Annotated in this window: 13 protein-coding genes and 1 tRNA gene; 6 read left to right on the top strand and 8 right to left on the bottom strand. The window is 55.5% G+C overall.

What is annotated here, in order from left to right; all coding sequences use genetic code 11:
* Window positions 1–21: 21 nt before the first annotated feature.
* Window positions 22–657: a glutathione transferase gene (gene yfcF, locus QZQ97_RS18880; RefSeq protein ID WP_311994690.1), complete on the bottom strand. Its 636-nt coding sequence runs from the start codon at window positions 655–657 to the stop codon at window positions 22–24.
* Between the two features lie 173 nt (window positions 658–830).
* Between yfcF and QZQ97_RS18885 the strand changes: the two genes are divergently transcribed.
* Complete coding sequence (locus QZQ97_RS18885) at window positions 831–1,547, top strand: HPP family protein (protein WP_311994691.1); 717 nt, start codon at window positions 831–833, stop codon at window positions 1,545–1,547.
* A 348-nt stretch (window positions 1,548–1,895) separates the two neighbouring features.
* Window positions 1,896–2,360: a Fic/DOC family protein gene (locus tag QZQ97_RS18890; protein ID WP_311994692.1), complete on the top strand. Its 465-nt coding sequence runs from the start codon at window positions 1,896–1,898 to the stop codon at window positions 2,358–2,360.
* On the opposite strand, the gene QZQ97_RS18895 is transcribed toward QZQ97_RS18890, so the two are convergent.
* Both QZQ97_RS18895 and QZQ97_RS18900 read right to left on the bottom strand, forming a co-directional pair.
* Complete coding sequence (locus QZQ97_RS18895; RefSeq protein WP_311994693.1) at window positions 2,357–2,515, bottom strand: hypothetical protein; 159 nt, start codon at window positions 2,513–2,515, stop codon at window positions 2,357–2,359. The two genes, QZQ97_RS18890 and QZQ97_RS18895, sit on opposite strands and share 4 nt — an antisense overlap.
* Before the next feature lie 307 nt (window positions 2,516–2,822).
* A tRNA-Ile gene (locus QZQ97_RS18900) sits at window positions 2,823–2,899 on the bottom strand.
* A 148-nt stretch (window positions 2,900–3,047) separates the two neighbouring features.
* Here QZQ97_RS18900 and mug point away from each other — a divergent pair.
* Entirely contained in the window at window positions 3,048–3,536 is a 489-nt protein-coding gene (mug, locus tag QZQ97_RS18905) for a G/U mismatch-specific DNA glycosylase (protein WP_311994694.1), read from the top strand.
* Between the two features lie 68 nt (window positions 3,537–3,604).
* Here the strand turns inward: mug and rpoD are convergent, their stop codons facing one another.
* From rpoD to rpsU, 3 genes are all read right to left on the bottom strand, one after another.
* Entirely contained in the window at window positions 3,605–5,443 is a 1,839-nt protein-coding gene (rpoD, locus tag QZQ97_RS18910) for an RNA polymerase sigma factor RpoD (RefSeq protein WP_311994695.1), read from the bottom strand.
* Window positions 5,444–5,600: 157 nt separating this feature from the next.
* On the bottom strand, window positions 5,601–7,349 hold the full coding sequence (gene dnaG, locus QZQ97_RS18915) for a DNA primase (protein ID WP_311994696.1): 1,749 nt from the start codon (window positions 7,347–7,349) through the stop codon (window positions 5,601–5,603).
* A 136-nt stretch (window positions 7,350–7,485) separates the two neighbouring features.
* A complete protein-coding gene (rpsU, locus tag QZQ97_RS18920; RefSeq protein ID WP_001144069.1) occupies window positions 7,486–7,701 on the bottom strand; it encodes a 30S ribosomal protein S21 in 216 nt (71 codons plus the stop codon).
* 326 nt (window positions 7,702–8,027) lie between these two features.
* On the opposite strand from rpsU, the gene tsaD reads away from it, so the two are divergent.
* A complete protein-coding gene (gene tsaD, locus QZQ97_RS18925; protein ID WP_311994697.1) occupies window positions 8,028–9,041 on the top strand; it encodes a tRNA (adenosine(37)-N6)-threonylcarbamoyltransferase complex transferase subunit TsaD in 1,014 nt (337 codons plus the stop codon).
* 34 nt (window positions 9,042–9,075) lie between these two features.
* Here the strand turns inward: tsaD and plsY are convergent, their stop codons facing one another.
* Window positions 9,076–9,714: a glycerol-3-phosphate 1-O-acyltransferase PlsY gene (gene plsY, locus QZQ97_RS18930; protein ID WP_311994698.1), complete on the bottom strand. Its 639-nt coding sequence runs from the start codon at window positions 9,712–9,714 to the stop codon at window positions 9,076–9,078.
* 107 nt (window positions 9,715–9,821) lie between these two features.
* Between plsY and folB the strand changes: the two genes are divergently transcribed.
* Both folB and bacA read left to right on the top strand, forming a co-directional pair.
* Window positions 9,822–10,181, top strand: a complete 360-nt coding sequence (gene folB / locus QZQ97_RS18935; protein WP_311994699.1) for a bifunctional dihydroneopterin aldolase/7,8-dihydroneopterin epimerase — start codon at window positions 9,822–9,824, stop codon at window positions 10,179–10,181.
* 131 nt (window positions 10,182–10,312) lie between these two features.
* A complete protein-coding gene (gene bacA, locus QZQ97_RS18940; protein ID WP_311994700.1) occupies window positions 10,313–11,137 on the top strand; it encodes an undecaprenyl-diphosphate phosphatase in 825 nt (274 codons plus the stop codon).
* Between the two features lie 40 nt (window positions 11,138–11,177).
* Here the strand turns inward: bacA and QZQ97_RS18945 are convergent, their stop codons facing one another.
* Window positions 11,178–12,422 (bottom strand): multifunctional CCA addition/repair protein, encoded by a 1,245-nt coding sequence (locus QZQ97_RS18945; RefSeq protein ID WP_311994701.1) that lies wholly within the window; start codon window positions 12,420–12,422, stop codon window positions 11,178–11,180.
* Window positions 12,423–12,540 lie beyond the last annotated feature (118 nt).

Consider the following 12,540-nt stretch of genomic DNA (forward strand, 5'->3'; position numbering starts at 1 on the left):
CGTCGTGGCCGCCGATTTTTTTCAGCCGCGCATTTTCTCCGGCAGCGCCAGCCAAGCCTGCACCGAAGGGCGTTGCCACTGTTTTTGCGCGTAGTGGCGAAGGTTCTCCGGCACTTCATCTCCGTGCATCACCAGTCGGTTCAGCATCAACGCCAGATCGGTATCGGCAATGCACCACTCCCTGAACAAATTATCCTGGCCGTGGCCCAGCAATTTTTCGACTGCGGCGATCAGTTTGTTGGCGGCGGCCTCTGCGGCGGCAGACAGCGGTGGGAATTTTTCGTTGCCGAAAACCGCCTCGGTTGGCCGTTCTACGCGAATTGGCAACAGGTCGCTGCGCAGCCAGGCTTGAATTTCACGCGCTTTGGCCCGCAGCTTGACGTCGCGCGGGTAGACCGCATGAGCCGGATGGATATCCTCCAGATACTCGGTAATTGCCGTGGACTCGGACAACTGGAACTCACCGATCACCAGCGTAGGCACCCGACGGGTTAGCGACAGTGCCGCATAGGCAGCGCCTTTATTTTCTTCCTGCGCCAAATCGACCGGTTTCACGGTGAAGGGAATGCTTTTCTCCGTCAGCACAATAAATGCGGACATGGCATAAGGGCTGAAAAATTGGCTGTCGGTATAGAGCTCGGTAATCGGTTGAGACATCGGCTTTTCCTCAAGGCGAAGGGGAGAGAACATTGATCATTGCCGAGGGGTGGCGAAAGATCAATCTGTTAGCGGAAAGTAGTTGCCGAATGCCGGCGGGGCAGCGGTTATTCCGCCAGGCATGGTGTGATATATTTGTTGCTATTACGTTGAATTTGGCAGTGCGAAGTAACATGAAGAACCCGTTAGTAACAAGACTCAAGATTGGTTGCGCGCGTCTGTGGCCGCATCCGTTGGCCATGGGCAAAAAAGAGATTTTGCTTTCCAGCATCGGCGCCGGGTTGGGGTTGATGATTACCGGCTGGATCAGCCATTTTGTTTTGGGGGAGGCGAACCTGTGGTTTATCGCCCCGATGGGGGCCTCCGCCGTCTTGCTGTTTGGCGTGCCGAACAGCCCGTTGGCGCAACCCTGGTCAATTGTGGGCGGCAATATGTCGGCTGCATTGGTGGGAGTCAGCACCAGCTTGCTGATTGCCGATCCCGGGCTGGCTTGTGGAGTGGCGGCCGCAGTGGCCATTGGATTGATGTTCAAACTGCGTTGCCTGCATCCGCCCGGCGGCGCGGTGGCGCTGACCGCGATCCTCGGCGGGCCGGGCATTCACCAACTGGGTTACAGCTTTGTACTGTACCCGGTGCTGCTTAACTCGGTGTTGCTGGCGGTACTGGCGATTATCTTCAATAACCTGGCCGGGCGCCGTTACCCGCACCAACTGGCACCGGCGGAGGCCAAGCCTGCCGGCCTGCCGATTGATGCGGTGTCGATAACCCGGGCGGATCTGCATGAAGTGCTGATGCAGGGTGAGCTGTTTGACATCGACGAGGACGATTTGCAGGAGATCCTGCAACGTGCGGAGCAGGTCGCTCATCGGCGGCAGAACGGCGCAGCCTGATGATGTCGGCGATCGGCAAGACGGCAACCGGTACACAAACCCCCTGTTTTAACCATACAGAATCACAGAACGTCGATCTGTGTGGTTTTGATTGTTAGTCGTTGAATCTGTCTTGTGTTTGTGACCTGAGTCACCCTATTACTTTGCGTGTAATTGGGGTGACGTGATGGAAAAGACACTAGATTTACCCGCTGACCGCGCAGGCTTGTGGCGCAAATTATGCCGGTATTGCCGCCGTGTTTTTTTTGCGTATGGTCGTAAAAAGGCTTTGCACTCAATGAGTCGTTGTCAGTTGCGTGACATCGGGCTGCGGCGTTGCGATGTGCATCAGGAAGGCCGCGATTCGCTTTGGCAGCGTTGAGTGAGGGCCATCTGGCTTTTGGACACATCAGTGAGTGGCATCGCCAATGGTTGGGGAATGTGTACGACTGGGCAGGGAGGCTGCGTAACGCTAACCTGGCTAAGGACGGCTTCCAGTTTGCCGCTGCCGACAGGATCCCGTTGCTGATCGCTGGTTTTGATAAGCAGTTTCTTTCCCGGTCTGGTGGGCTGAAATCCTTTGCTCACCGGGAGCTGGTTCGCTATCTGGCTGAATGCCATGTGGAGTTTATTTTAATCCATCCATTCAGAGAAGGTAACGGGCGTCTGTCGCGGCTACTTTGCGATGTACTGTCGGTTCAGGCGGGAAAGGGCTTACTCGATTACAGCTTATGGGACGAGCATAAGGCGTTTTACTTTAAAGCGATTCAGGCGGGTGTCTCAGGTAACTACAGCCCCATGATGCAACTGGTGAGCGATATTTTGCCAGATTAACGGGCGAGACCAACGGCTTTGGCTTGGGCCTGATATTGTTTGAGTTGCTGCTCAATTTTTTGCACGGAAACGCCTGTCTCAATAGCGGTTAAGCTGGCAACTGAGCGGTAGATTTGAGCGTTGGTAATCTGACGATGTGCCGTTTTTTTTGTCATGCTGAAAGCCTCGTTGTTTAAGCTCTGATTCTAGTTCGGATAGGAATTGGCCCGCAAGGCTGTTATCTGTCGGTAATTTACCAAGAGGAAACTTAGGTTTTTCACGGTATTAACTTTCAGAAGAGGAGCGCGAGCAGTACTTTCAAGCGGTGTGGTCTGACAGAAAAATGAACGATATTGTGGCGAAGCACTATCCGGGAATGTTGGCAGCGAGCTTGAAGACGGTTGGAATGAATTCCTTGCCTGGCACGATTCGGATAAAAAGAAAAAGAGTGAAACGATTTCTCATCTCACTCCTTGTTTTGTTTGGTGGCCCCTACTGGACTTGAACCAGTGACCAAGCGATTATGAGTCGCGTGCTCTAACCAACTGAGCTAAGGGGCCAAGCGGCGAGATTATACGGTAATCCTTCGGTGCAGGTCTACTGTTTGCCGCCTGTATGTTGTTTTTCTGCGCAGTTGTAGTCTGTTGTAATTGCTGGCGGATTTTGCGATAACCGATGTAAATCCCTTTTATCGGACCTCACAGACCCATGAATCTTTTGGCGCCAAACTTGCGGGTGGTGTTTTGCGGCATCAATCCCGGCCTTTCCTCCGCCCATCAGGGCTATCCCTTTGCCAATGGCAGCAACCGTTTCTGGAAGGTGCTGCATCAGGCCGGTTTCACCCAGCGCCAACTGGCACCGGAGCATTGGCAGCAGTTGCAGGACACCGGCTGTGGCATCACCGCGTTGGTGGCGCGCCCGACGGTCGCAGCCAGCGAAGTGACGCGTGAAGAGTTGCGCAGCGGCGGGGAGGCGTTAAAAGACAAAATCCTGCAATTCCAGCCGCGTGCATTGGCGGTTCTGGGCAAGCAGGCGTTCAGCAGTGCCTTCGGGGTGAAAAATGCGCCCTGGGGGCGGCAGGAGATGACGATCGGCAAAACCGAGGTGTGGGTATTGCCTAATCCCAGCGGGCTGAACCGCGCCACGCTGGAGCAGCTTACCGAGAGCTACCGCGAGCTGTTCCTGGCGCTGGAGTGATTCCAGGATTTCAGGCAATAAAAAACCCCGGCAGGCCGGGGTTTTTTGTTTGCAACTAACCGCTGGCCTTAGTCGTCCAGGAAGCTGCGCAGCACTTCGGAACGGCTTGGGTGGCGCAGTTTACGCAGGGCTTTGGCTTCGATCTGACGAATACGCTCACGGGTAACGTCGAACTGTTTGCCCACTTCTTCCAGCGTATGGTCAGTGTTCATATCGATGCCGAAACGCATGCGCAGCACTTTCGCTTCACGGGCGGTCAGGCCGGCCAATACGTCGTGCGTTGCAGAACGCAGGCTTTCCGAGGTGGCAGAATCCAGCGGCAGCTCGAGGGTGGTATCCTCGATGAAATCGCCCAGATGTGAATCTTCATCATCACCGATCGGCGTTTCCATGGAGATCGGCTCTTTGGCGATCTTCAGCACTTTGCGGATTTTGTCTTCCGGCATCAGCATGCGTTCAGCCAGCTCTTCCGGCGTCGGTTCGCGGCCCATCTCTTGCAGCATCTGGCGCGAAATACGGTTGAGTTTGTTGATGGTCTCAATCATGTGCACCGGAATACGGATGGTACGCGCCTGGTCGGCGATAGAGCGGGTGATGGCCTGACGGATCCACCAGGTGGCGTAAGTTGAGAACTTATAACCACGGCGGTATTCGAACTTGTCTACCGCTTTCATCAAACCGATGTTGCCTTCCTGAATCAGGTCCAGGAACTGCAGACCGCGGTTGGTGTATTTCTTGGCGATAGAAATAACCAGACGCAAGTTGGCTTCAACCATCTCTTTCTTCGCGCGGCGGGCTTTCGCTTCGCCGATAGACATGCGACGGTTGATGTCCTTCACTTGCTCGATGGTCAGGCCGGTCTCTTCTTCGATCTGACGCAGTTTCTGCAGGCTGCGCTGTACGTCATCCGTTACGTCTTTCAGCTTCTCTGACCATGGCTTGGCCATCGCCAGCGCCGCTTCGAACCAGGAGTCGCTGGTTTCGTTGCCGGCGAACAAAGTGACGAAGTTTTTCTTCGGCATTTTGCACTGTTCAACGCACAGCTTCATGATGATACGTTCCTGAGTACGAACGCGGTCCATCATGATGCGCATGCTGTTGACCAGGAAGTCGAACTGTTTTGGCACCAGGCGGAACTGCTTGAACACCTCAGACAGCTTCAGAATCTCTTCTGCTGCGCTGGCGTGGCTACGGCCGTTCTTTTTGATGACCAGACGGGTCGCTTCATACTGATCGCGCAGGTCGGTGAATTTCTGACGTGCCAGCTCCGGATCGATGCTGTTGTCGTCTTCAGCGTCGTCGTCTTCCTCTTCGTCTTCTTCGTCGTCGTTCTGCTCTTCGGTGGACAGCTCAGAACCGACGTGCGTTGCGGTTGGGGCGATGTCCTCTTCCGCATTAGGATCGACGAAACCGGTGATCAGGTCGGACAGGCGGGCTTCGCCGGCTTCAACGCGATCGTACTGCTCCAGCAGGTAGGTAATGGCTTCCGGGTATTCGGCAACCGAGCACTGAACCTGGTTGATACCGTCTTCAATACGCTTGGCGATGTCGATTTCGCCTTCGCGCGTCAGCAGTTCAACGGTACCCATTTCACGCATGTACATGCGCACCGGGTCGGTGGTCCGGCCAATTTCAGATTCAACGCTGGACAGGACTTGTGCGGCAGCTTCTTCCGCATCTTCGTCTGTGCTGTTTGAGTTTTCAGCCAGCAACAGGTCATCGGCGTCCGGGGCTTCTTCCATCACCTGGATGCCCATGTCGTTAATCATCTGGATGATGTCTTCGATCTGATCGGAGTCGACGATATCTTCCGGCAGATGGTCATTGACCTCAGCATAGGTCAGATAGCCTTGCTCCTTACCACGTTGGACAAGAAGTTTAAGCTGTGACTGCGGGTTTTGCTCCATAAGACGGTATCCACACTTCAGAGTATTTAGGTTGGTGTCGGTCGGCGAAACCGCCAACAATAGCATTTGGGGCGTTTTTGTTGTTGCCGCGGCCCACTGTGGCGGCATATTGCAGGGCTCTGCCCTCGCATTTATCGGCACTTAAGCCGTTTGGTATTCAGTTTTTCTTCGCTAAAACCTGATTGAGAGAACGGACTTCTTCACGTTCTTCCGGGCTCAGGCCGTGCGTTCTGGCCTGCGCGATCAATGTCTCCAGCCGCTGCTCCAGTACGGAGTCGTACAGGCTGGCCAAGGTATCCAAAAATGTCTGCTCGACCCTGTCCTCAACGATCATATGGTTCCATGTCGCCAAGGTTTCAAGCTGCTGGCTCAATTTGTTGTCGCGATATTGCTCCAACAATTGGCCGGTTGTCAGCCCCGGCTGGGCCAGGCAGGTCTGCACCAGCTCGACAAACAGCGGTAAACCCGCCTGTTTGGTCTGCTCCAATCCCTCGAGTGAAGGGATAAGTGTAGCCAGTTGCGGATTTTGTACCAGTAACCCTATTAGTATACGCATGGTTGTGCGTTTTAGCTGGGGCGCCTGATAAGTATTCGCATTTTCAGCCTGTTTGGGCATCAGCTTGTCTAGCTGGCTGTCATCGAGCAGGCCAAGCTTGCTGCCGAGCTGTTGGCGCAGGTACAAGCGCAACGTTTCGCCCGGCACCTGAGTAATCAGTGGCAGTGCCAGCGTACTCAGCTTGGCGCGGCCGTCCGGGCTGCTCAAATCTACCTGCGGCATCAGCGTTTCGAACAGGAAAGTGGAAAGCGGCTGCGCCAGCTCCATTCGCTGTTCGAAGGCATCTTTGCCTTCTTTTCGGACCAATGTGTCCGGGTCTTCGCCGTCGGGCAAAAACATAAACCGCAGTTGGCGCCCGTCGTTAAGATAGGGCAGCGCGGTTTCCAGTGCACGCCAGGCCGCTTCGCGACCGGCTCTGTCACCGTCATAGCAGCAGACAACGTTATCGGTGGCGCGGAACAGCAGTTGAATATGTTCAGCCGTCGTTGAGGTTCCGAGCGAGGCGACGGCATAATCGATGCCGTATTGCGCCAGTGCCACCACGTCCATATAGCCTTCCACTACCAGCAAACGTTGCGGGGTAGGGTGGTTCTGCTGCGCTTCATACAGGCCGTACAGCTGACGACCTTTGTGGAATACTTCGGTTTCCGGCGAGTTCAGGTATTTCGGCATGCCGTCACCCAATACGCGTCCGCCAAAGGCGATCACTCGCCCGCGTTTGTCGCGAATTGGGAACATCACGCGCTCACGGAAACGATCGTACGTGCGGCCTTGATCGTTAGTCACCAGCATGCCGGCATCGTTCAATGCGAGACGCGTGTCGGCGTCACGACCAAAACGTTTCAATGCGTTATCCCAACCGGCAGGTGCGAAGCCGATGGCAAAATGGCGGATAACGTCGTCACTGAGCCCGCGCTGTTGCAGATAATTACGCGCCGGCGTGCCGGAAGGCTGATGCAGTGACTGTTGATAGAACGTACTGAGCTGTTCCATCAGTTGATACAGGCTTTGACGCTGATGACGCTCGATCTGGGTTGGCCCGGTTCCTGCCTCGTAAGGCACTTCCAGCCCGTGCATGGTCGCCAGTTCTTCGATGGTTTCGACAAACTCCAGTCTGTCGTAATTCATCAGAAAGTCGACGGCGTTACCGTGCGCACCACAACCAAAACAGTGGTAAAACTGCTTTTCGCCATTAACGGTAAATGAAGGCGTTTTTTCGTGATGGAACGGACAGCACGCGTGATAGTTCTTGCCTTGCTTCTTGAGCTTTACACGCGCGTCGATCAGATCGACGATGTCGGTGCGAGCCAGCAAGTCATTGATAAATACACGCGGAATTCGTCCAGCCATAAGCCCTTACTTTACTAGCCTATAAACGAGAACAAGCCGCGCATTCCTTTCGGAAAGCACGGCCTTCGTATGCAACTACACGGTCTGCGCGATTTTTAAAATCAGAAATTCACGCGGCGGGGTTACCCCCGAAGAATTAATACAGACGAGTGCGGCGTGCGTTTTCGCGAGCCAGTTTCTTCGCGTGACGTTTCACAGCGGAAGCTTTAGCGCGTTTACGTTCGGTAGTCGGTTTTTCATAGAACTCACGACGACGAACTTCAGCTAAAACGCCTGCTTTCTCGCAAGAGCGTTTGAAACGACGCAGAGCAACGTCAAATGGCTCGTTTTCACGTACTTTAATTACCGGCATGTGCCTCTCACCTCAATAAAATTCGGTTTGCTGCTGGCCAAGCGCCAGCCTTTTCAAAATGGTGCGGAATTTTACTTCAACGGATGCTGCTTTGTAAAGCACCACAGCAAATTGAAACCTGCGCCGCCCTGGTAAAACGTGCGCAATTTTGCATCGGGCGCTGATTATAGTCTAATCAGAAAAAAATGCTCGTTTTTAATCAAACCGGCATTTATGGCTGGAATCATCAACATAGCCTTTGGCCAGCGACAAGATGTGCCGTGCTGGCGGTAAATAGGCATGATTGTGGTAAACTGCAGGCCGCACGTGAATGATGGGAAAGGGTAATGCGAGTACTGGGTATAGAAACCTCCTGCGATGAAACCGGCATTGCAGTGTATGACGATCAGACCGGCTTATTAGCGAATCAGTTATACAGCCAGGTGAAGCTGCATGCCGATTACGGCGGTGTAGTGCCGGAGCTGGCCTCCCGCGATCACGTGCGTAAAACCGTGCCGCTGATTCAGGCGGCCTTGAAGGAAGCGAACCTGACCGCCGCCGATATCGACGGCGTCGCCTATACTGCCGGGCCTGGCCTGGTGGGCGCATTGCTGGTCGGCGCCACCATTGGTCGCGCGCTGGCGTTTGCCTGGAACGTGCCAGCGGTGCCGGTGCACCACATGGAAGGCCACCTGCTGGCGCCGATGCTGGAAGACAATCCGCCGGCATTCCCGTTTGTCGCGTTGCTGGTTTCCGGCGGTCACACGCAGTTGATCAGCGTGACCGGCATTGGGCAGTATGAACTGCTTGGCGAGTCGATAGACGATGCGGCCGGTGAAGCCTTCGATAAAACCGCCAAGCTGCTTGGGCTGGATTACCCTGGCGGGCCGATGTTGTCGACGATGGCGCAACAGGGCATTGCGGGCCGTTTCACCTTCCCGCGCCCGATGACCGATCGTCCGGGGCTGGATTTCAGCTTCTCCGGGCTGAAGACCTTTGCCGCCAACACCATTCGTTCCAACGGTAATGATGACCAGACACGTGCGGACATAGCTCGCGCGTTTGAGGATGCGGTGGTGGATACGTTGGCGATAAAATGCAAACGTGCGCTGGAGCAGACTGGCTTCAAACGCCTGGTGATGGCCGGCGGCGTCAGCGCCAACCGCACTCTGCGCACCAAAATGGCGGAAATGATGCATAAACGCGGTGGTGAGGTGTTTTATGCCCGTCCGGAATTCTGTACCGATAACGGCGCGATGATCGCCTATGCGGGCTTGGTGCGGCTGAAGAGCGGTGCCAACCCGGAACTGAGCGTTTCGGTGCGCCCGCGCTGGCCGTTGGCAGAATTGCCTGCGGTATGATAGACATAAGGCCGGAGATTTCCGGCCTTTTACTTCACGATTCTTTCTTTTCTTCCTGATCCGCCGCATCCGCTTTTTTCTTGCGGAACTTGTCCCAGATTTTCCCTTCCTGCCCACGCCACAGGCGTTGGATGTTGTCATGGTGCCGCATCAAAATCAGGCAAGACAGCATCGCCACCGGGAAGGTGAACTGCGGTTTGAACCACCAAACGTAAAAAGGGGCAATCAAGGCACTGACAATCGCGCCCAGCGAGGAATAACCGCTGAGCAGCACGGTCAGCAGCCAGGTGCCGGTCATCAGGCCGGTAAGATCCCAACCTATCGGCGCTATGGCACCAAAGGCCGTCGCCACGCCTTTACCGCCGCGGAAATGGAAGAACACCGGATAAATATGCCCCAGGCAGGCGGCGATCGCCGTCAGGCCCAGATACAGCGGCGGTACCTCCAGCTTGTATGCCAGCCAAACCGGCAGCATTCCCTTGAGAATATCGAACACCAGCACCGCCGCCGCCGCCAGGCGACCGCCGATGCGCAGGACGTTGGTGGCCCCTGGATTCCCTGAGCCATGTTCACGCGGATCGGGCAGCCTGGCGATCCGACAAACCAGGATCGCACTGGAAACTGAGCCACACAGATACGCGAAGATAATCATGCCAAGCGCGGTAGCACTCATAACGCGGTTCCGTTTAATAATGGTCGTTTTACTAGCAACATCTATGGATAATACGCATATTCCGCTGGAAGTGGTATCCGGCAAGGCCAAAAACAGAGAATGACGTGATGGATATCGTATTTATTGAAGAGCTTACCGTTATTACTACCATTGGCGTTTATGATTGGGAACAAAACATTCGTCAGAAGCTGGTGTTCGATATCGAAATGGGCTGGGACAACCGCCAGGCCGCTGCCAGCGACGACGTAAACGACTGTCTGAGCTATGCCGATATCAGCGAAGCCATCATCCAGCACGTAGAGCCGAATCGTTTTGCGTTGGTGGAGCGGGTGGCAGAGGAAATATCTGAAATTTTACTCCAGCGCTTCAATTCCCCGTGGGTCCGTATTAAGGTCAGCAAACCGGGCGCAGTTGCACACGCCACCCGGGTTGGGGTCATTATTGAGCGTGGTACCCGGCCGGTGTGACTTCCTGTCATGCGCGTGCAACTAAAGACCGTTAACCTGGTCTGAACCTGAGAATTGTTTTAGCGGCAATGTATTGAACACTGCCGCTTTTTTATGTTGGTAGTCGCAAATTTATAGGGTGAGCGAAACACATGGCGGACATGCATTCACTGTTTATCGCGTTTGTTCTTGGGGTGGTCGAAGGGTTAACTGAATTTTTGCCGGTCTCCTCTACAGGGCACATGATTATTGTTGGCGAGTGGCTGGGCTTTACCGGCGACAAGGCCAAAACCTTTGAAGTCATTATTCAGCTGGGATCGATTCTGGCGGTGGTGGTGATGTTCTGGCGCCGTCTGTTCGGCCTGATCGGCATTCACTTTGGCGGTAAGCCGGTGGAGCACGAAGGCAAGACCGCTGGGCGGTTAAAGCTGGGCCATATCCTGCTGGCGATGATCCCTGCGGTGGTGCTGGGGCTGTTATTCCATGATTTCATCAAGTCGCTGTTCGCACCAAAGAACGTGATGTATGCGTTGGTGGTCGGCGGTCTCCTGCTGCTGGCGGCGGAATGGCTGAAGCCGAAAAAGCCGAGTGCGGAAGGGCTGGACGACATCACCTACCGTCAGGCGTTTATGATCGGCTGTTTCCAGTGTCTGGCGCTGTGGCCGGGTTTCTCCCGTTCAGGCTCTACCATTGCCGGCGGTATGTTGGTGGGCGTGAACCGTTATGCGGCTTCTGAGTTCTCCTTTATTCTGGCGGTGCCGATGATGATTGGCGCCAGCGGTCTGGATCTGTACAAGAGCCTGCACTTCCTGACGATGGGCGACCTGCCGATGTTTGCCGTCGGTTTTGCGACCGCTTTCGTGGTGGCACTGATCGCGATCAAGACCTTCCTGTCACTGATCAAACGCATCTCGTTCGTGCCGTTCGCCATCTACCGCTTTATCGTTGCCGCCGTGGTTTACATGGTCTTCATGTAAGCGACAGCGTCAATGAAAAACCCCGCTTTGCGGGGTTTTTTTATGCCTGATCGAGAGGGATATCCTGGGTGAGTTTCCAGTCGGCCAGCACCTGCTGGCGGCGGCGTTTTAGCTCATCGCGGATCGCCAGCCCCTGCAGGCCGCTGGCCACGACCTCTTTTACCGAGACGGCATTTGCCACCCGGAAAGCCTGGCGCAAATAGTCGCCCTGCGGATAGGGATTGTTTTCAAACCCGGTACGGCCGCGCGCGTCCGCTTCGCTGGTCAGGATCATCTGTTCCAGCCGCTGCGGTTTACGCCAGACGTCTACCGCATCGAAAAGCTTCAACAGGGTCTCCGGACGCAGCTTGTTTACGGTATGAATCAGATCGTGATATTCGGCCACCAGTTTGGCCAAATCGCGCACCGGGTTGGGCACCCGTAAACGTTGGCATAGCTCGTCGACCAGCTTAACGCCGGTCAGGCCGTGACCGTGATGATGTGGCCAGAGTTCTTGCGGCGTCAGCCCTTTACCGAGATCGTGGCACAGTGCCGCGAAGCGTACGTCGACGTCAGGGCTGAGCTGGGCGGCGATAGCCAGCGTCATCAGGGTATGAATGCCGGTGTCGATCTCCGGGTGCCACTTGGCCGGGGCCGGTACGCCGAACAGGGCGTCGATCTCGGGGAATAGCACTGCCAGCGCATCGCAGTCGCGCAGCACCTGGAAATACACCTGCGGGCTCTGGCTTTGCAGCGCTTTTTCGGTTTCCTTCCATACCCGTTCGGCGGTCAGCGTCGCTAGTTCACCGCTGAGCGCCATGTGGCGCATCAGCTCAGCGGTTTCCGGGGCAATGGTAAAACCCAGATGGGCAAAGCGGGCGGCAAAACGGGCCACGCGCAGCACGCGCAGCGGATCTTCCCCGAAGGCATCGGAAACGTGGCGCAGTACGCGCGCTTGCAAATCGGCCACGCCGTGGAAAGGATCGATCAGCTCACCGTCGGTGCTGCGAGCGATGGCGTTGATGGTCAAATCGCGGCGCTGCAAGTCTTCTTCCAGCGTCACGTCCGGCGCGGCGTAACAGGTAAAGCCGGTATACCCCTGGCCCGATTTACGCTCGGTGCGCGCCAGCGCATATTCTTCATGGGTCTCAGGGTTGAGAAACACCGGGAAGTCTTTACCGACCTGTTGATACCCCTGCGCCAGCAGTTCTGCAGGCGCAGCGCCTACCACCACCCAGTCGCGGTCGAAAACCGGTATCTCAAGCAAACTGTCGCGGACGGCGCCGCCGACCAGGTAGATCTTCACTATTATGCTCCTGCATGATTCTGGGACTCTGTTGACCAGATTACCTCAATTAGCCGGGCCGTGCCGAAGCCAATAAAAAAGGCGCCCGCAGGCGCCAATCTCAAACTGAACGATACTG

Source organism: Serratia sp. root2 (assembly GCF_031931805.1).
Lineage (GTDB): Bacteria > Pseudomonadota > Gammaproteobacteria > Enterobacterales > Enterobacteriaceae > Serratia > Serratia inhibens.